The organism is Geomicrobium sp. JCM 19055, assembly GCF_000698185.1.
Classification (GTDB): domain Bacteria; phylum Bacillota; class Bacilli; order Bacillales; family Marinococcaceae; genus Geomicrobium_A; species Geomicrobium_A sediminis.
In genome coordinates this window covers 1-19,036 of the sequence record NZ_BAXL01000031.1, presented here as the reverse complement: position 1 = coordinate 19,036, position 19,036 = coordinate 1, and the positions used below count along the sequence as shown (strand labels likewise).

Here is a 19,036-nt window from a genome sequence, read left to right as displayed (position 1 = left end):
ACAAGGCAAATATAGGCACAGAAAAGCCTAATGACCTTCGATCATTAGGACTTTGTAGATGTTTATTACGAGTTCTGTTCTTCTGCAAGTCTGAACATATGATGCAATGCGTTTACTGCTAAGTCCATTTCATCTTCACGTACGAGCACCCAAATCGTCGTATGTGAATCGGTCGCTTGTAGAATTTCAATCTCTTCTTGATGTAGTGCGGTCGTAATCTTTGAGACGACCCCTGGAACGCCAGTCATCCCAGCACCAACGGCACTTACTTTCGCACATCGTGGCAAAAGATTTGCTTTATAACCGAGCGTTTTTACCGCTTCTTGCACATGCTGTTCTTTATGCATAGGCACGGTAAAGACGACCTCATAACGACTAATGTTAATAAAGTCTACGCTAATCCCCTCAGCAGCAAGCTTCGTAAAGATTAAAGATGCTGCTGCGTGGTCATCTTCAGCTTTTTGAACGGTTACTTGCGAAATATCTTTGACATACGTAATGCCTGTAACGAGCCGTTCTTCCACGTCGCTACCAGGAAGTTGATCTCTAGACATCGTAATGAGTGTTCCCGTTGAGTCAGACTGCAACGAGCGAATGCGAAGTGGAATCTTTGCGTACATCGCAATCTCGACCGCTCTTGGATGAATCACTTTAGCCCCTTGATATGCCATGTTGCTCACTTCAGAATACGTGAGCGTCTTTAATGGCTTCGCATCATTTACGATGCGAGGATCAGCCGTCATAATGCCATCCACATCGGTGAAAATATCGACATACTTCGCGTTTAAAGCGGCACCGAGTGCTGTCGCTGACGTATCACTTCCGCCACGTCCAAGCGTCGTTAACTCGCCCTTCGTTGACTCACCTTGAAAACCAGCGACAACTAAAACGTCACTTTCTTTGAACCGTTCAAGAATCGCATCGGTTTTCATTTCTGTAATACGCGCATTTCCAAACGTGTCGTTCGTTACAAACCCTGCCTGCTTGCCTGTAAGCGCACTCGCTTTCAAACCTTGACCGATAAGAAGGTTCGTAAACACCACACTTGAAATAATCTCTCCACACGATTGCAACAAATCTTGCTCACGCTTAGGAACGTGCGCATCGTTTCCATCGATTAACCCGAGCAACGTGTCTGTGCTGTACGGGTCGTTACTGCGCCCCATTGCGGAGACAACAGCGACAACTTTGTGTCCACTTTCAACAGCAGAACGCACGTGCTGAGCTGCGATTTCTCGCAACTCAGCCGATTGTACGCTCGTTCCGCCAAACTTTTGAACGACGATTGTCATGATGATTGTCCTTCTTTAACAATACCTAACTTGATCAGGCTTTCTGCAATTTGCACTGAGTTATACGCAGCTCCTTTTAACAAATTGTCAGAAACGATCCACATGTGGTACGCATTGTTTTTGTCGAGGTCTTTACGAATACGTCCGACAAATACGTCTGGCAATCCTACAGATGTTGTCGCTAACGGATACGTTTGCGTGGATGGGTCGTCTTGAAGCGTAATACCAGCACCTTCTGAAAGGATCGCTTGGATTTCTTTTACGCTTTTTCCTTCTCCATCTGTCTCGATGTAAACGGACTCCGAGTGACCTGTCTCAACTGGAAGTCTTACACAAGTAGCAGCTACTTCTAGTGCATCGTCATGCATAATTTTCTTCGTTTCATTGATCATTTTCATTTCTTCAAACGTATATCCGTTCTCTTCAAAAAGATCAATTTGTGGGACCGCGTTAAAGGCGATTTGATAGTGTTTCTTATCACCAGACACTGGCAACACTTTAGGATCAATTTCTTTTCCTTCAAGAACATCCTTCGATTGTTCTCTCATTTCTTCAATCGCATCAAGACCTGCACCTGAAACGGCTTGGTATGTTGACACGATCACTTTCTTCAAACCGAGCGCTTTCTTAATTGGCTCTAGTGCTACGACCATTTGAATCGTTGAACAGTTCGGGTTCGCAATGATTCCGTTGTGACCCTTTAAGTCTTCTTCATTTACTTCTGGTACAACGAGTGGTACATTTTCGTCCATACGAAACGCACTCGTATTATCGATAACAATGGCGCCACGCTTGACAGCTTCTGGAGCCAGTTTCTTTGAAATTGAACCGCCTGCTGAAAACAGGGCAATTTGCATACCTTCAAACTGCTCGGGAGCAGCTTCTTCAACCGTATACGTCTTGCCTTTAAATACAATCTCTTTTCCAGCGGAGCGAGGTGATGATAATAATTTAAGAGAGCGAACCGGGAAGTCTTTTTCTTCGAGTGTTTTTAGCATTTGTTGTCCGACTGCACCTGTGGCGCCGACAACGGCTACGTTATAACCTGTGTGTTCTGTCATTTGTTTAGTTCCTCCTCAAGGCATTCAACAATGTGCATTGATTCGCAATGTCACATGCTACTATTTACGATATAAGAGTCTAGTAAATTAATCAACAGCCATTACACGTCAATCGTTATATTTATCGATTAAGAGCGGTTGGTATTGACGACCTTCTAATGCTTCTTCAATTGTTGACGGGATTGCTTCCATTCTCGCAACAAGTGAGGTAGGCTTCTTGACCGGATCGTCTTGACCAAATGGCACGAGAAAGACTTGCTTCATCGTTAGAAGTGTCGCTAAATTCTTCGCATTAAGACCGAGTGCATCGTTCGTGGAAATCGCCGCAACAACGGGTGAACCGTTGCGAAGCGTTGCTTTTGCAGCCATTAAGACCGGAGAATCTGTTAACGCATTTGCAAACTTGCTTAAGCTGTTACCCGTCATCGGTGAAATGAGCATACAATCAAGTGGTGTTCTTGGGCCGTATGGCTCTGCTTTCACAATTGAATTAATGACTTCATGGTCTGCTGCCTTCTCAATCTCTGAAATCCAATGCGCGGACTTACCGAACTTCGTATCTGTCGATTGCACCGTCCAGCTTACAAATGGTACAACTTCTGCACCTTTAGATCTCAGTGTATTAATTAGCGGAATAACCTCTTCTAACGTACAGTGAGAACCTGTTAAACCGAACCCTATTCTTTTCCCATTAAGATCCATGCCGAAACTCCTTTTCTAAGATCTTCCTCGTCGCTTCACCGAGAATTTCTCCTGCTGTTCGTGGGGCAACTCTCCCTGGTAAACCCGGTACGTTCATAACGATATTGGACAAGGAGGTTACATCTTCTTTTAAAAACGCTCCTGGCTTGCTACTAATATCTAGTAAAAACGCTGATGGCTTTAATTGTTGCAATACGTTAGGTGTAAACACATGCGCCGGAATCGTATTAATGACAATATCAAACGAATCTAGTGATTGTTCAAATTCAGCAAACAATAACGTTTGAAAGCCCCTTTGAGCCGCTCGAGCCTCTTCTTTCTCAACCATTGTCGTAACGGTCACGTTCGCGCCAACACCTTTAAAAACGTCTGCAATCGTTTGCCCACATCTTCCGTAGCCAAATACACAGACTTGTGATCCGTGAATGGTGTGATCTGTCTTTTCAATCGCTAATTGAAGACAACCTTCAGCGGTAGGAATGGAGTTTAATATCGCGACGTCTTCGCGATCGAGAAAGCTCATCACTTTTCGATCTTTAATCTTTTGTAAAAAAATCCGTTCGAACACCAGTAATCCAGATGCAATCTTTATTTGTACGTTCAACATGAGCCGTTGATAATTGTTCGCTTTGACCATTTAAAACATCAATTGAACCGTCGTCTCCTATTCCTTGAACCGGAACAATGACCGCAGACAATTGTTCAAAAGGGATGTTTTCCAAGCTGCTTCGTACGACGTTTACATTGTCAGCTGATTCATCAAACCCAACTGTATACAACGTATCAACATAGGCAGAAAGCGTCTCAATTAACGCGAGAAAACGACGATCTCCACCGAGTATGGCAACATGCAGCATGAACACCTTCCCCCCTTTACTAATTCCACACATGTTTAGATTATGAGCGTCCAGACAAATCGGTGACCATAGTTACGAAATGACTGGGGACTGTCCCCTGACGCGTTAATACTGCACTCTTGTGGGGGACAGTCCCCCATTACGGTAATACGTTACTATGCCGGGGGACTGTCCCCACAAAAAAGCTGCTTGGGCGTTTTCGCCCAAGCAGCTTATGGTTTATTTAGATCGATCGACGATAATCATGTCTTCTCCGATCGTATGGATGTGCCGCCAGTGGATTTCTAGCATGTCTTCAGATCGTCGAAATGGTGTCCAGCGATTTGTCGGAAACAAAAACGCGTGAATTTCACCTGTCGTCTCATCAATCCTCGCATCTAGGCGTCCCGGGACACCGAGACGTTCACCTTGTTCATAGTCAACGATTTCCTTTGCACTCATTTCACTAAGTCTCACAAGAACGCCTCCTCTTCCATATAGGTTATGAAAAAGAGGAGGCGTTCAGAACGTTAACTCGGTGCTTTTCCTTCTTGACTAATAAGAGAAAGGGCAATCGGACTGTTGTACACCGACTCCGCAAATAATTTCACCTGATCGTGTGTTACACTTTCAATCCGGTCCGACAATTCATCAAGCGTTTGGTGACTACCAATCGCAAGCTCATTGCGACCATTTCGATTCATACGACTGCTCGGGCTTTCAAGACTTAAGACCGTACTTCCTAATACGTGTGCTTTTGCATCTTCTACATCGGTTGCAGTAATCTCATCGGTCACAGCGAATTTTTTTAACGGTATCTATAATAGCATGATAAGATTCGTCTAAACGATGAGTTGCTGTTCCCGCATACACAGTTAGAAGACCCGTGTCTTGGTATGACGTATGATACGAATAAACGGAATAGGCGAGCGCTTTTTGCTCACGGATTTCTTGAAACAGTCGGCTACTCATACCACCGCCGAGCAAATGGTTGTAAAGTACACTTGCATAAATGTTGTCTTCCACTAGAGGAACCCCTTGGAACCCTAAGCATAAATGCGCTTGCTCAACAGCTTTTTTGCGAATAAGGTGTTTAGGTTGAATCAAAGTCGGCGCAGAGTCGCACGTCTTACGCTCACCTCTCTTATGGTGAGTAAAGGCTTCTTCAATGACCGCTAATAGCTGCTCATTGATTCTACCGGCGATTGAAATGACGATGTTCTCTGGTCGATATTCCCGCTCCATAAAATTGAGTAAGTCTTCCCTCGTAAATGAGTTGATGGAAGCTTCAGTACCGAGAATCGGTCGTCCGATTGAATGATCACCAAATGCTGCAACGTCTAGAAGGTCATGGACAACATCATCAGCGGTATCTTCAACCATGCGAATCTCTTCAATAATGACTTGGCGTTCTCGCTCAATCTCTTCTTCTAAAAATGCCGAGCGAAAAAAACATGTCGGTTAAAAGGCGCACCGCTTCTTCAGCATGACGCTCTAATACTTTCGTATAAAAGCACGTATACTCTTTCGATGTAAACGCATTCACATGCCCACCGAATCGATCAAAACGAACGGCGATGTCTTGTGCATTCATCGTGTCTGTCCCTTTAAAGAGCATATGCTCAATGAAATGGGCGATTCCGTTTTCCTTTGCTGTCTCATTTCTAGAACCGGCATTTATCCATATACCGATTGAAGTTGAATGGACGTGTGCCATTTCCTCTGTTACGATTCGAACGCCGTTCGGTAATGTTTTGCATTGAACCAATGCTCTCCCTCCTCAACACTTTCAATCTGTGGTCCTGTTGCTCTTTGCTCGCTCATGACGGAGGAAACCGGTGCAATCTCTAATCCTTGTTCGCGAATTTGAACGATCATCTCGTCAATTCCCTCAGCAGTCGGTTTTGTCGGGTGCATGAGCACCGTTGCACCTGGATGGATGTTCGTTACGACTCGCTCCACCATCGTATCGGTTGATGGATTTTGCCAATCAATGGTGTCTACTGTCCATAATACGGTATACATTCCCATATCACTAGCAATTTCGACAACTTTATCATTAAAACTTCCAGACGGAGGGGTAAACCACGTTGGGGTAACGTCCAATGTCGCTTTAATGATGTTGTTCGTTCGCTCTAACTGATCTTTGATTTCTTCTTCAGATAACGTTGCCATGTCTGGATGATTGTACGCGTGATTCCCGATCTCATGACCTTCTTCTTGAATCATACGTGCTAGCCGCGGCTGACTTTTCGTCCACGATCCATCAAGGAAAAACGTTGCTTTTACGTCGTGTTCGTTTAACTTGTTTATGATTTCTGGAAGATGCTCATTTCCCCACGCCACATTAATTAAAAAGGCAACTTGAGGCTTGTTCGGATGTGCTTTGTAAAATGGTGTCACATCAAGATCAGCCATACCAATTTCCGGGGCTACCTCATCGAATACAAGTAACTCTTCAATGTAGCGTTCTTCATCTTCCATGTTTTTGAGCGATGCTTCAACGTCCACCACTCGACCGTTATAACCTGGTATGCCTTTCCAGACCGGATCAATTACCGCATCAATTGGCAATTCATCGAATTCTGCTTTTGCTTGTTTAATCTTTTCTATGATCTCTTCATTCGTTTCTGTCGTTGTCATCGTTTCCACTTCTTCATTCCACGTGTCTACCGTTTCATCGGTAAAATGAGGAATTTGAAATGCGGTAAAGCCTATAAATATGACCGTTATTCCGACGATAAATTGAATAAATCGTATACGTTTCATCCGTGCATTCCTCCCTTGTCCTTATTTTATGCACAAGGGCTTCGAGAATGACTGGAATTAATCGTTCTTATGTATGCGCTCATTCGCGCAAGGAAAATAAAAAAAACTTGGTAGTGGACCAAGTTTTTCAGTTATTCGCTTTTATTTTCAACCGGCTTCTCTTTTGTTTCTTCTTTTTCTTCATCTTTCAGAAGAACTTTATGAGAAAGGTTCACACGGCCTTGGTTATCAATTTCCGTAACTTTCACTTCAAGTCGATCCCCAATTTTGACGATGTCTTCGACTTTATTTACACGCTCTTTTGCAAGCTGTGAAATGTGAACGAGACCATCTTTGCCTTTGAATAGCTCAACAAACGCGCCAAATTTCTCGATGCGTTTAACTTTACCGTTGTAAATTTCTCCAACTTCAACTTCACGAACGATGTCTTCAATAAGACGCTTCGCAGCTTCGTTTTCAGTAGCATCTGTAGAAGAAATGTACACTGTACCGTCTTGTTCAATGTCAATCTTAACACCAGTGTCTTCGATGATTTGATTAATCACTTTACCACTCGGTCCAATCACATCACGAATCTTGTCTGGCTTAATTGACATCGTCATAATCTTCGGCGCATAAGCAGATAGCTCAGGACGAGATGTCTGGATGACATCAAGCATGCTGTTTAAGATGTGTAACCTTGCTTTTCTTGCTTGCTCTAATGCTTCAACAAGAATGTCGCGGTTAATACCTGAAATCTTCATGTCCATCTGAAGAGCGGTAATTCCTTCACCTGTACCGGCAACTTTAAAGTCCATGTCCCCAAGTGCATCTTCCATTCCTTGAATGTCAGTGAGCACGGTTACATAGTCATCTTCTTTGACAAGGCCCATTGCAATCCCTGCAACTGGAGCTTTAATCGGTACACCGGCATCCATCATCGCAAGTGTACTTGCACAAATACTTGCTTGAGACGTTGAACCGTTTGACTCTAACACTTCAGATACGAGGCGAATTGTGTACGGGAACGATTGCTCATCTGGAATCACGCGTTCTAATGCACGTTCTCCAAGTGCTCCGTGTCCAATTTCACGACGACCAGGTGCACGAATTGGTCCAGTTTCTCCGACACTAAATTGCGGGAAGTTGTAATGATGCATGAAACGTTTCGATTCTTCTTGTCCCAATCCATCAATAATTTGAACTTCACCTAATGCACCGAGCGTACAAACGCTCATCGCTTGTGTTTGTCCACGAGTAAAAAGACCTGAACCGTGCGTTCTCGGAAGAAGTTGTACTTCTGAAGCTAGCGGACGAATTTCTTCAGGGCCACGACCGTCTGGACGAATCTTTTCTTTCGTGATCAGCCTTCTGAATTCTTCTTTCGTTAGCTTATGTAAAATTTCTTTTACATCTCCGTGCAACTCTTCATCTTCATATTGCTCAAGAATGTCTGCTTCAACGACTTTAAGAGCTGCTTCTCGTTCATGCTTCTCTTTAACAAGTACAGCATCTTTAAGTTTACCTTCAGATAGTGCACGAACTTGTGCTTCAATATCTTGGTTAACCGTTGCTAAAACGACGTCCATTTTCTCTTTGCCGACTTGGGCAATGATGTCTTCTTGGACAGCGATAATCGCTTTGATTTCTTCGTGACCGAAAAGAATTGCTTCTAGCATTTTCTCTTCTGACACTTCGTCTGCTCCGGCTTCAACCATGTTGATGCTTCCTTCGTACCTGCAACCGTTAAATCCATAATGCTTTCTTTCGACTGTTCATGTGTTGGATTGACGACAAATTCACCATCAATTAATCCAATCTGTACACCTGCAATTGGACCTGCAAACGGAATGTCTGAAATTCCTAGTGCAAGTGAAGAACCAATCATAGCAGCCATCTCAGATGACGCATCTGGGTCTGCACTCATTACGGTGTTAATAACTTGTACATCATTACGGAATCCATCTGGGAATAGAGGACGAATTGGACGGTCAATCAAACGACTTGTAAGCACCGCATGTTCAGATGGGCGGCCTTCACGCTTAATGAAACCTCCTGGGATCTTACCTGCTGCGTACAAACGCTCTTCATAATTAACCGTTAGTGGGAAAAATGGAAGGTCTTTTGGTTCTTTAGAGCCTGTTGCTGCTGTTAAAACGGCGCTATCACCATAACGTACGAGCACTGCTCCACTTGCTTGCTTTGCAAATTTACCAATCTCAAATGACATTTCACGCCCACCGACGGTGAGTGAAAATGTTTGGGGTTCACCTGTCATAAAAAACGGTTCCCTCCTTTAAAACGAATTTAGTTACATATCTTATAGATTTTAAAAAAAGCGGGAAATATCCCCGCTTTTCTCGTTAACGACGTAATCCTAGCTTTTGAATGATCTCACGGTAACGCGTGACATCTTTGTTACGCAAATACGTGAGTAAGTTACGACGCTTACCAACCATCTTCAAGAGACCACGACGTGAGTGGTGATCTTTCTTGTGTGTACGTAAGTGATCGTTTAACTCGTTAATTTGCTCAGTTAGGATAGCGATTTGAACTTCTGGTGAACCAGTGTCCGTATCGTGAGTTTTGAACTCCTCAACGATTTGTTGTTTACGCTCTAGACTTAGTGCCATCCTTTCCACCTCCTTTTCTTCTATATCCTTAGTCCTCGCAAATCGCCGGTGGAGCGTACTTGCCAAGAATAAGGTGTGTCGTCTCATCTAAGTGACAGACTACATGTGATAGAATACCTGTTTTCAAACAAAAATGCAAGAGATTCAGCTGATTTTAAAGTATTCTAACGCTTTTTTTTCATCATCTTTCATTTGGGCAACGAGTGCATCCGCTGATGAGAACTTCACGTCATCTCGAAGCTTCTCATAAAATTGGACGATCATCGTCTCCTCATACAGATCTCCGTCAAAGTCGAGCAAGTACACTTCAATACTCACTTCTGTACGATCATCAAAGAACGTTGGTAGGTAGCCGACATTGCATAACGCAGGGTACACACGACCTTTAACGACCGCATCTACAACGTAAACACCAGTACTTGGCGTAATGAACGGTACGTCTAATGAGAGATTCGCAGTTGGAAAGCCGAGTTCGCGTCCACGTTGGTCTCCGCGTATAACTTTCCCATCGATTTGATACGGTCTCGTGAGTAACGATTGTGCAAGCCTCATCTGACCGTCTTTAATCGCTTGACGAATGCGAGTCGAACTTACTTTCTCACCTTCTTGTTCCCATTTCTCTACGACAGACGTCGTAAAGCGTCCTTTGCTATGCTCTGGCATTGTTTCCATAGAACCTTTGCCGAACTTGCCATAGGAATAATCAAAACCCGCGACAACGTGCACAGCATGAATTGGAATAAGATAAGTATCGACAAATTGTTGAGGAGTTAAACTCGAAAGTTCTCGGTCAAACGTGACAACAAACACATGATCAACACCGACTGATCGATCGCTTTGATCTTCTGTTCAAGCGGGGTAATCTCATCGTATACATCGACAGGGTTGTTTCCGAGTACCGTTTTTGGGTGAGGGTGAAACGTAAGCACCGCACTTTCGACGCCTCGTTCTTTTGCTTTTGTTTTCGCTTCTTGAATGACTCGTTGATGCCCTTGATGAACACCATCAAAATATCCAAGCGCAACGCTAACCGCAGGGTTGTCGTTACGTTCTTCTTCACTTCGCCCTTTTGTTAGGTAATGGATTTGCATACGCGTCACTCTTTCTTTTTAAGAAGGTCTTCGTAACATTACATTTGGTTTCATCTTCGAAGGTTTGTTCGGATGATGCTCGTAGATCGCAACGAGTGTGCCTTGGTACGTAAACACAAGCTTTTGCTCAAACGGAACCGATACATCCGATTCATCAAGCACCGCACCGTTTTTCACCAAGTTAAACAGCGTGTCACTTAATTCCATATGTGGAAGATGTTGAAGCGTTTCACTGATGGGTAGAAGATAAGACATCCGCTCTTCAAGAGAAGCTGCCTCCATTTGCTCCGCCGTTACACATTGAGAGTCTTTAACTCCGGCGCTCATCGTCCGTGTTAAAGAATGCAAGTGTGCCGGAAACCCAAGCGCCTGCCCGACATCAACTGCAAACGTTCGTATGTACGTACCTTTTGAACACATTACAGAGATTGGAAAGTGTGCAGATGTTCCGTTTAGGCTAATCTCTCCCGTACGCTTTGCATCGTAAATCGTCACTTGACGTTTCGGCCTTTCAACTTCAATACCTTCTCGTGCGTATTCGTATAAGCGCTTTCCTTTTACTTTTACAGCCGAATACATCGGAGGAATTTGTGTAATCTCGCCGTTGAATTGCTTCAAAACGTGATCGACGGCTTCTTCTGTTGGCGTGTCGTGAAGCTCGACCTTGTCAAGAATCTCGCCTTCAGCATCTTCAGTCGTCGTTGTTGCTCCGAGTGACACAATACCTTCATAAGCTTTCGGGCGCTCCATTAACATTGGAACGAGCTTTGTCGCTCTTCCAATGCATAGAAGCAAAACGCCAGTCACAGCAGGATCAAGCGTTCCTGTGTGACCGACTTCTTTTGTTTGTAGCCATTTCCGAGCTTTAACGACCATATCGTGTGACGTATGGCCTGCTGGCTTGTACAAAGGTAATATTCCGCTTTGCATAGGCGTACTAATCCCCTTTATCTATATCTTTCAATAGCTCTTCAATGCGATTACCGTAGGCAATCGACTCATCAAATTCAAAGTCAAGCTCAGGCGTTTTACGTAGCTGAATTCGCTTGCCAATTTCAGAACGAACAAACCCTTTCGCCTTTTTCAATGCGGCTAGCGCCTGGCTTTTCTCTTCATCTGAACCTAATACGGTGACATAAACGGTTGCTTGTTGTAAGTCACCCGTTACGTCTACACCTGTTACGGTAACAAATTGTACGCGTGGGTCTTTGACGCCTCGCATTAAGATGTCGCTTAACTCTTTTTTCATTTGTTCACCGACACGTTGTGCACGCATTTGACTCATACTTCCACCTCAATCGTTATTCGATTAGGTGTTATAACCATTCAAACGATATTGAGATGCACTCAATATCTTCGTGCATCTCAATCATGTTTTCTAGCAAACGCAATTCTTTCTCAATGACGGTTTTATCATTGCTCACACAAGCTGCAGACAACACCGTACGTTGCCATGCATCTTGTTTATCCATTTCGGATACAGACAAATTGCGCTTTCTTGCTCGCGTAAGAATGCTTTGTAACACCGATCGTTTCTCTTTTAGAGAATGTGAGTCTGGCAACGAGCATTCAAGATGAATGACGCCTATCACGTTCTTGGAACTTCAACCATCTTGTAAGGCTCAATGATGTCGCCTTCTTTGACATCGTTAAAGTTCTCAAGTGTAACCCCACATTCGTAGTTTGTTGCAACTTCTTTAACATCATCTTTGAAACGTTTTAATACATCAACTTTACCGTCGTAAACGATCACACCGTCACGAATTACACGAACGCTACTATCACGAGTGATTTTTCCTTCGAGAACGTAACTTCCGGCAATTGTACCGATTTTCGATACTTTAAACGTTTGACGAACTTCCACTTGCCCGAGTACTTTTTCTTCGAACTCTGGATCAAGCATTCCCTTCATCGCTGACTCAATCTCTTCGATTGCGTCATAAATCACACGGTGAAGACGAACGTCTACTTTCTCAGAATCAGCTGTACGTTTCGCGTTCACATCTGGGCGAACGTTAAATCCGACGATAATTGCGTTTGAAGCCGATGCTAAAATAACGTCAGACTCTGAAATTGCACCAACTGCTGTATGAATGATGTTTACTTTCACACCTTCAACGTCAATCTTCTCTAATGAGCCTTTAACTGCTTCAGCAGAACCTTGAACGTCGGCTTTAATGATGACGTTGATTTCTTTAAGTTCCCCTTCTTGGATCTGATTAAACAGATCATCAAGGCTAACTTTAGAAGACTGTTTACGTTCAGCTTCTTTTGCTCTTGCTTGACGGCCTTCACCGACTTGGCGAGCTTTTTTTCTCATCTTCAAAGACGAGGAATTGATCTCCTGCTTGAGGCACATCACTTAGTCCTGTAATTTCTACTGGTGTAGAAGGGCCAGCAGTTTTCACGCGACGTCCTAAGTCGTTGACCATCGCACGAATTCGACCGAATGTGTTACCGACAACGATCGGGTCACCGACGTTCATCGTACCGTTTTGAACGAGCAACGTAGCAACCGGTCCACGTCCTTTGTCAAGTTCAGCCTCAACGACTGTACCTTGCGCACGCTTATCAGGGTTGGCTTTAAATTCCTCTACTTCAGAAACGAGTAGAATCATCTCAACAATTCGTCAATGCCTTCGCCTTTAACGGCAGAAACGTTAACGAAAATCGTTTCTCCACCCCATGCTTCAGGAACGAGCTGATGCTCTGTTAACTCTTGCATAACGCGATCAGGATTGGCGTTTTCTTTATCCATTTTGTTAACCGCTACGATAATTGGCACTTCCGCTGCTTTAGCGTGGTTAAGTGCTTCAACCGTTTGTGGCATAACACCATCATCTGCTGCAACAACGAGAATCGTAATGTCAGTTACTTGTGCACCACGCGCACGCATCGTCGTAAATGCGGCGTGACCAGGTGTATCGAGGAACGTTACTTTCTTGCCGTTGTCTTCAACTTGGTATGCACCGATGTGCTGCGTAATTCCACCTGCTTCAGTGTCCGTTACTTTCGTTTTACGAATCGCATCAAGAAGCGTCGTTTTACCGTGGTCAACGTGTCCCATAATTGTTACGACTGGAGGACGAACGCCTAAGTCAGCTGGTGCGTCTTCTTCTTCGTACAGATCCATATCAAGGACATCGACGATTTCTTCTTCTTCAACTTCAACACCGAAGTCTTCACAAAGGAGTTGGATTGTCGTGACGTCAAGCTCTTCGTTCTTTGTCGCCATTACGCCCATACCCATAAGCTTCTTAATGATTTCCGCTGATTCTTTTCTTAGCTTTTCAGCGAGTTCAGCAACAGATAAACTACCTGAAATCTTGATTTTGTCTGGCGTCTTAGCCATTTCTTTCGGACGATTCTTCTTGCTCTTTCCACGTCTACCTGGTCCACGGTTACCTCTTAAATGTGGTGGACGTTGGTTTTGTTGTGGTGATTGCTTACGATTTCTCGTAGAGTTATCCACTTTCTTCGCTGGTTTCTTTGCATTGGCAGATTGCCCTTGCTGATTATCTTTTTTTCTGCATACTCCCATCCTTACTCTCCGCTGATTCACTCTCTAGCTGTTTGATGGCATGATCATCAATCACGGACATATGGTTGTTAACTTCTATATTTTTGGCCTTTAAGGCGTTGACAATATCTTTACTGGACTTATTAACGGTTTTAGCGTATTCATATACTCGCATTTTCGGCATAGACATAACCTCCAGCTTCTAATCATCGATCATCGATGTCAGTTTTTTTGGCGAACCCTTTGTCTGTTATGCCAAGTACAACCCTCTCCTGCTTTCCGATTGCTCTACCTAGATGTTCTCTTGTTCCTGCTGTTTTAATCGGTGTGTTGTATGATTGACACTTCGCATGAAACAATTTCTCTGTATTGTTAGACGCATCGTTTGAGATGAGTACTAAATCGACTTTGCGATCACGAACGAGTCGAAGAACGGTATCTTCCCCACTGACAAGTTTACCAGCACGCATACACAACCCTAAAAAGCGATAAAAAGCTTCATCGGTCATGAATCGTTCCCTCCACTTTCTTCAATTAATCGCTCGTAATCTTCTGTTGTGATCTTCACTTTTAAATGACGAGATAATAAATCCTTATCTTTTAACTTCTTAAAACTTTCATGGTCATTCGTAATATAAGCACCTCGACCATTTTTTTTGCCCGTAAGGTCAACAGAAACGTGACCGTCACTGTCACGCACGATGCGTGTTAATTCTATCTTTGGCTTCATCTCATTGGAGACGATGCATTTGCGCATCGGGACTTTGCGTTGCTTCATTCTTCTTCTTGCTCCTCAACGTGACCGACGACTTCAGACTCTTCATCCACAGACTCTCCAGGAACACGAGCCGTACTCGGATCGTAAATACCAAGTTCTTCTGCTTCTGATTGAGACTTAATGTCAATTTTCCAGCCTGTTAGCTTCGCTGCTAGACGTGCGTTTTGTCCACGCTTACCGATCGCAAGTGAAAGTTGGTAGTCTGGCACGATGACGAGTGTGCTTTTTTTCCTCTTCATTCACTTGAACATCAAGCACTTTTGATGGACTTAATGCGTTACCTACGTAATTAACCGGGCTCTCTGAGTATTCAACGATATCGATCTTCTCGCCTTTAAGTTCGTTTACGATCGTCTGAACACGTCCACCTCTTGGGCCGACACACGAACCGACAGGATCAACTTCTGGGTCTTGTGCAAACACTGAAATCTTAGAACGATCTCCTGCTTCACGAGCGACGGAACGAATCTCTACAGTTCCATCATAAATCTCTGGAACTTCTAATTCAAACAAACGCTTTAGAAGACCTGGATGTGTTCTTGAAATCATAATTTGTGGACCTTTAGTCGTTTTTTTCTACTTTCGTAATATACGACTTAATTCGGTCGTTGTGTTTGTATTCCTCATTTGGCATTTGCTCATTTTGAGGCAAGATCGCTTCAACTTTCCCAAGGTCAACGTAAATAAAACGGTGGTCTTGGCGTTGAACAATCCCTGTCATAATATCTTCTTCACGGTCAATGAAATCAGAATAGATGATGCTTCTCTCTGCTTCACGCACACGTTGTGTGACGACTTGTTTTGCGGTTTGGGCCGCAATACGACCGAAGTCCTTCGGTGTTACTTCAATTTCAACGATGTCATCTAAATCGTAGGAAACACGAATTTCCTTTGCTGACTCAATTGAAATTTCAAGTCTTGGATCAAACACTTCTTCAACGACTTGCTTTCTTGCAAAAACTTTAATCTCACCATTGTCTCGGTTAATGTCAACACGGACATTTGGAGCTTGGCTAAAATTACGTTTATATGCAGAAATAAGTGCTGCTTCTATCGCTTCTAACACGATTTCCTTTTCGATGCCTTTATCTTCTTCTAGCGTCGTTAAAGCATCTAGAAAGTCGCTGTTCATAACGGTACATATCCCCCTTCAAGTAGTACTACGGCTTAGAGTACAGATAGCCTTGCAGTAGCAATTTTTTCTCGTGGAATCGTGATCGTTTTCGCTTGTGCCTTCACACGAATCGCAATTGTTAATGTTTCATTTTCATAGCTTGTCAAATTGCCTTCGAATTCCTTTTGACCGTCCAGTTGCTCATACGTTTTTACGTAAACGTTTTTGCCAACCGCCTCGACAAAGTCTTTGTCTTTTTTTGAGCGGTCGTTCAGCACCTGGCGAGCTTACTTCTAAATAATAAAATCCTTCAATTGGATCTTCACGGTCTAACGCTTCGCTCACTCGCTCACTCACGAGGCTACATTCATCGAGTCCAATTCCGTCTGGATGGTCGATGAACAAACGTAAAAACCAGTTTTTACCTTCTTTTTTTGTACTCGATATCAACGAGTTCCATTCCAAGTTCTTGAAGGATCGGTTCGGTAATTTCTGAAACGGCGGTTTGAATGTTTTGTGACATCGTTTCCCTCCTTGCTGCGACAATCATTACTTTATCGGAATCGACTTATTACATACAAGAAAGAGTGGGGAAGCCCCACTCTTTCATAAAAACTTATCCGTTTGTCACCGATAATAACGATAGCACATATTCCCAGACATTGCAAATGCCTAAGGGTTACGGATTAGAACAGTGACAGCTGGTTAGAATCTGGCAAGCCTTCAAGCGCTCCGCTTTGATCGAGGTGTTCGATGACCGTTTTGGTCGCTTTGCTTCGTTGTTGAAGATCTTCTTTAGAAAGAAACTCGCCGTCTACTCGTGCTTCAACAATGGACTTGGCAGCATTTGCACCGACACCTTCAAGTGCGCCAAACGGTGGAATCAACCCATCGTCTTCTACGAGGAATGCCGTCGCTTCAGAGCGATACAAGTCAACATCTTTAAATTCAAAACCACGTTCACACATTTCAAGGGCAAGTTCTAGCACGGTAACTAAGTTTTTCTCTTTAGGCGATGCGTCAAAACCTTTGGCGTTAATTTCTTCAATTCGCGCTCGAATTGCAGCTCCGCCTTTTTGCATCGTGTCAATTTCAAAATCACTCGCTCGTACGCTGAAATACGCTGCGTAAAAAAAGAATCGGATGATGAACTTTGAAATAGGCAATACGTACTGCCATGAGTACGTAGGCCGCAGCATGGGCTTTCGGGAACATGTACTTAATCTTTAAACAAGAGTTAATGTACCACTCTGGCACGTCATGCTTTCGCATCTCTTCAATCCACTCTTCTTGCAACCCTTTTCCTTTACGTACGAACTCGGTAATCTTAAAGGCAAGACCGGGCTCAAGCCCTTTGTAGATCAGGTTTACCATAATGTTATCACGAAGACCAATAACGTCTTTTAACTCACAAATGCCGTCACGGATTAACTCTTCAGCATTTCCTAGCCACACGTCTGCGCCGTGTGAAAGACCTGAGATTTGCAGTAGTTCTGAGAATGTCTTCGGCTTTGTTTCTTCAAGCATTTGACGAACGAAGCGTGTTCCAAACTCAGGGATTCCGTACGTCCCCGTCTTACACATAATTTGATCTTTCGTAACGCCTAACACTTCTGGGCCTTCAAAGATTTTCATAACTTCTTTGTCATCAAGTGGAATGTCCTTTGGATCCATCCCGCTTAAGTCTTGCAACATACGAATAACGGTCGGATCATCGTGACCGAGTATATCGAGTTTTAACAAGTTATCATGAATGGAATGGAAATCAAAGTGCGTCGTCTTCCACGTCGCATTTTTGTCATCTGCAGGGAATTGAACTGGGCTAAAATCATGCACATCGTATTCTTCAGGAACGACGATAATTCCACCTGGGTGCTGTCCTGTCGTTCGCTTAACTCCTGTACAGCCTGAAACGAGTCGATCAACTTCTGCACCACGATAATAAAGGCCGTGATCGTTTTGGTATCCGCGAACGTAGCCGTAAGCGGTCTTTTCCGCTACGGTACCGATTGTACCGGCACGATAGACATTTTCTTCACCGAACAAGTCCCGTGTATACGCATGTGCCCGTGGTTGATACTCTCCTGAGAAGTTCAAGTCAATATCGGGAACTTTATCTCCTTTAAATCCGAGGAACGTCTCAAATGGAATATCTTGCCCATCACGGTCGTAATTCGCTCCGCATTTCTCACACTCTTTTTTCGGTAAGTCGTACCCAGATGCGACTGAACCGTCATCAAAGAAGATCGAATGCGTACATTTCGGACAGACGTAATGCGGCGGTAATGGGTTCACTTCTGTAATCTCTGACATCGTTGCAACGAACGATGATCCGACTGAACCCCTTGAACCTACAAGGTAACCATCTTCAAGCGAACGCTTTACGAGCTTTTGGGAAATTAAATAGATGACCGCAAAACCGTGTCCGATAATGCTATCGAGTTCTTTCTTAAGTCGCGCTTCAACAATTTCAGGCAACTCTTCACCATAGATTTCTTTCGCCTTGCCGTACGTAATGTCACGCATTTCATCTTCGGCACCTTCAATTGTCGGTGTATACAGCTCGCTCGGAATTGGCTGAACATCATCTGCAAGATCAACGAGGTTGTTCGGCTCGACGATGACGGCTCGCTTCGCAGCTTCTTCACCTAAAAACGAAAGTTCTTCTAGCATTTCATTCGTCGTTCTAAAATGCGCTCTCGGTAACGTTTGGTTGTTAAGGGGGTTCGCACCGCCTTGAGAACCGATTAAAATTTTGCGGTACACCGAATCTCTCGGTTCCAAGTAATGAACGTTGCCCGTTGCAATGACCGGCTTATCCAACTTTTCTCCGAGACTGTGCACTTTACGCAACACATCATACAACTGCGCTTCTGTGCGAATGATTTCTTTTTCGACGAGGTGCATGTACAACGCAGGTGGTTGGATTTCGATGTAATCATAAAACTGCGCGACCTTCTCCGCCTCTTCAAGTGACTTTTGCATCGCGGTCTCAAACACTTCGCCTTTCTCACATCCAGAACCGATAAATAATCCTCTCGGTGTTGCTTTAATTTAGAACGGGGAATTCTCGGAGTGCGGTGGAAGTAATGCATGTGCGAAAGTGAAACGAGCTTGTACAAATTCTTTAAACCGGTTTGATTTAATACGTGGATCGTCACGTGTGACGGTCGGTTTTTATAAAAATCACCTTGACCCATGTTGTCATTCAACTGATTGTGATAATCAATCTCTTTTTCTTGAGCGTCCTTTGCAAGCTTT

The 19,036-nt window shown here is 43.8% G+C and carries 16 protein-coding genes and 6 pseudogenes; all 22 read right to left on the bottom strand.

All coding sequences use genetic code 11. The features are described 5' to 3' along the window. Window positions 1-65 precede the first annotated feature (65 nt). The gene (gene dapG / locus JCM19055_RS20680; protein ID WP_042361133.1) at window positions 66-1,292 is read right to left on the bottom strand and encodes an aspartate kinase; all 1,227 of its coding nucleotides are present in this window, start codon (window positions 1,290-1,292) and stop codon (window positions 66-68) included. Continuing rightward, window positions 1,289-2,353 carry an aspartate-semialdehyde dehydrogenase gene (gene asd / locus JCM19055_RS20675; RefSeq protein ID WP_042361132.1) on the bottom strand — a complete coding sequence of 355 codons (1,065 nt, stop codon included), beginning with the start codon at window positions 2,351-2,353 and terminating at the stop codon, window positions 1,289-1,291. Before asd ends, dapG begins: the two co-directional genes overlap by 4 nt. 108 nt (window positions 2,354-2,461) lie before the next feature. After that, the gene (locus JCM19055_RS20670) at window positions 2,462-3,055 is read right to left on the bottom strand and encodes a dipicolinate synthase subunit B (RefSeq protein WP_042361131.1); all 594 of its coding nucleotides are present in this window, start codon (window positions 3,053-3,055) and stop codon (window positions 2,462-2,464) included. After that, window positions 3,045-3,623, bottom strand: coding sequence for an NAD(P)-dependent oxidoreductase (locus tag JCM19055_RS20665; protein ID WP_052366620.1), 579 nt, complete (start codon window positions 3,621-3,623; stop codon window positions 3,045-3,047). The genes JCM19055_RS20670 and JCM19055_RS20665 overlap by 11 nt, the downstream gene beginning before the upstream one ends. Continuing rightward, entirely contained in the window at window positions 3,592-3,912 is a 321-nt protein-coding gene (locus JCM19055_RS20660) for a dipicolinate synthase subunit DpsA (RefSeq protein ID WP_042361130.1), read from the bottom strand. Before JCM19055_RS20660 ends, JCM19055_RS20665 begins: the two co-directional genes overlap by 32 nt. A 219-nt stretch (window positions 3,913-4,131) precedes the next feature. Then, window positions 4,132-4,368 carry a YlmC/YmxH family sporulation protein gene (locus JCM19055_RS20655; RefSeq protein ID WP_042361129.1) on the bottom strand — a complete coding sequence of 79 codons (237 nt, stop codon included), beginning with the start codon at window positions 4,366-4,368 and terminating at the stop codon, window positions 4,132-4,134. Between the two features lie 53 nt (window positions 4,369-4,421). Next, the gene (locus JCM19055_RS30660; protein WP_265182427.1) at window positions 4,422-4,688 is read right to left on the bottom strand and encodes a hypothetical protein; all 267 of its coding nucleotides are present in this window, start codon (window positions 4,686-4,688) and stop codon (window positions 4,422-4,424) included. Then, window positions 4,678-5,289 carry a pitrilysin family protein gene (locus JCM19055_RS30655; protein ID WP_265182428.1) on the bottom strand — a complete coding sequence of 204 codons (612 nt, stop codon included), beginning with the start codon at window positions 5,287-5,289 and terminating at the stop codon, window positions 4,678-4,680. Before JCM19055_RS30655 ends, JCM19055_RS30660 begins: the two co-directional genes overlap by 11 nt. A 19-nt stretch (window positions 5,290-5,308) precedes the next feature. After that, window positions 5,309-5,659 carry a pitrilysin family protein gene (locus JCM19055_RS30650; protein ID WP_265182426.1) on the bottom strand — a complete coding sequence of 117 codons (351 nt, stop codon included), beginning with the start codon at window positions 5,657-5,659 and terminating at the stop codon, window positions 5,309-5,311. Then, the gene (locus JCM19055_RS20645) at window positions 5,617-6,660 is read right to left on the bottom strand and encodes a polysaccharide deacetylase family protein (RefSeq protein WP_052366619.1); all 1,044 of its coding nucleotides are present in this window, start codon (window positions 6,658-6,660) and stop codon (window positions 5,617-5,619) included. The genes JCM19055_RS30650 and JCM19055_RS20645 overlap by 43 nt, the downstream gene beginning before the upstream one ends. Before the next feature lie 131 nt (window positions 6,661-6,791). After that, window positions 6,792-8,917 (bottom strand): annotated as a pseudogene (locus JCM19055_RS20640) (polyribonucleotide nucleotidyltransferase). An 85-nt stretch (window positions 8,918-9,002) separates the two neighbouring features. Beyond that, on the bottom strand, window positions 9,003-9,272 hold the full coding sequence (gene rpsO / locus JCM19055_RS20635) for a 30S ribosomal protein S15 (RefSeq protein ID WP_042361128.1): 270 nt from the start codon (window positions 9,270-9,272) through the stop codon (window positions 9,003-9,005). A 144-nt stretch (window positions 9,273-9,416) separates the two neighbouring features. Beyond that, window positions 9,417-10,363, bottom strand: a pseudogene (ribF, locus tag JCM19055_RS20630) (riboflavin biosynthesis protein RibF). A gap of 18 nt (window positions 10,364-10,381) precedes the next feature. Continuing rightward, window positions 10,382-11,293: a tRNA pseudouridine(55) synthase TruB gene (gene truB, locus JCM19055_RS20625; RefSeq protein WP_042361127.1), complete on the bottom strand. Its 912-nt coding sequence runs from the start codon at window positions 11,291-11,293 to the stop codon at window positions 10,382-10,384. A 7-nt stretch (window positions 11,294-11,300) separates the two neighbouring features. Next, a complete protein-coding gene (gene rbfA / locus JCM19055_RS20620) occupies window positions 11,301-11,648 on the bottom strand; it encodes a 30S ribosome-binding factor RbfA (protein WP_042361126.1) in 348 nt (115 codons plus the stop codon). A gap of 31 nt (window positions 11,649-11,679) precedes the next feature. Beyond that, window positions 11,680-11,955: a DUF503 domain-containing protein gene (locus JCM19055_RS20615; RefSeq protein ID WP_042361125.1), complete on the bottom strand. Its 276-nt coding sequence runs from the start codon at window positions 11,953-11,955 to the stop codon at window positions 11,680-11,682. Next, window positions 11,952-14,067: pseudogene (gene infB, locus JCM19055_RS20610) on the bottom strand (translation initiation factor IF-2). The gene JCM19055_RS20615 and the pseudogene infB overlap by 4 nt, the downstream one beginning before the upstream one ends. Before the next feature lie 22 nt (window positions 14,068-14,089). Beyond that, entirely contained in the window at window positions 14,090-14,392 is a 303-nt protein-coding gene (locus tag JCM19055_RS20600; protein WP_042361121.1) for a ribosomal L7Ae/L30e/S12e/Gadd45 family protein, read from the bottom strand. Next, window positions 14,389-14,661: an RNase P modulator RnpM gene (gene rnpM / locus JCM19055_RS20595; protein ID WP_042361120.1), complete on the bottom strand. Its 273-nt coding sequence runs from the start codon at window positions 14,659-14,661 to the stop codon at window positions 14,389-14,391. Before rnpM ends, JCM19055_RS20600 begins: the two co-directional genes overlap by 4 nt. After that, window positions 14,658-15,793, bottom strand: a pseudogene (nusA, locus tag JCM19055_RS20590) (transcription termination factor NusA). The gene rnpM and the pseudogene nusA overlap by 4 nt, the downstream one beginning before the upstream one ends. Window positions 15,794-15,828: 35 nt before the next feature. Further along, window positions 15,829-16,298 (bottom strand): annotated as a pseudogene (gene rimP / locus JCM19055_RS20585) (ribosome maturation factor RimP). Between the two features lie 163 nt (window positions 16,299-16,461). Then, window positions 16,462-19,036, bottom strand: a pseudogene (locus JCM19055_RS20580) (PolC-type DNA polymerase III); the annotation flags it as partial.

Coding starts and splice junctions, on each gene's coding strand:
- dapG (WP_042361133.1), bottom strand. CDS start 1,292: ATGACAATCGTCGTTCAAAAGTTTGGCGGAACGAGCGTACAATCGGCT.
- asd (WP_042361132.1), bottom strand. CDS start 2,353: ATGACAGAACACACAGGTTATAACGTAGCCGTTGTCGGCGCCACAGGT.
- JCM19055_RS20670 (WP_042361131.1), bottom strand. CDS start 3,055: ATGGATCTTAATGGGAAAAGAATAGGGTTCGGTTTAACAGGTTCTCAC.
- JCM19055_RS20660 (WP_042361130.1), bottom strand. CDS start 3,912: ATGCTGCATGTTGCCATACTCGGTGGAGATCGTCGTTTTCTCGCGTTA.
- JCM19055_RS20645 (WP_052366619.1), bottom strand. CDS start 6,660: ATGAAACGTATACGATTTATTCAATTTATCGTCGGAATAACGGTCATA.
- rpsO (WP_042361128.1), bottom strand. CDS start 9,272: ATGGCACTAAGTCTAGAGCGTAAACAACAAATCGTTGAGGAGTTCAAA.
- truB (WP_042361127.1), bottom strand. CDS start 11,293: ATGCAAAGCGGAATATTACCTTTGTACAAGCCAGCAGGCCATACGTCA.
- rbfA (WP_042361126.1), bottom strand. CDS start 11,648: ATGAGTCAAATGCGTGCACAACGTGTCGGTGAACAAATGAAAAAAGAG.
- JCM19055_RS20600 (WP_042361121.1), bottom strand. CDS start 14,392: ATGACCGATGAAGCTTTTTATCGCTTTTTAGGGTTGTGTATGCGTGCT.
- rnpM (WP_042361120.1), bottom strand. CDS start 14,661: ATGAAGCAACGCAAAGTCCCGATGCGCAAATGCATCGTCTCCAATGAG.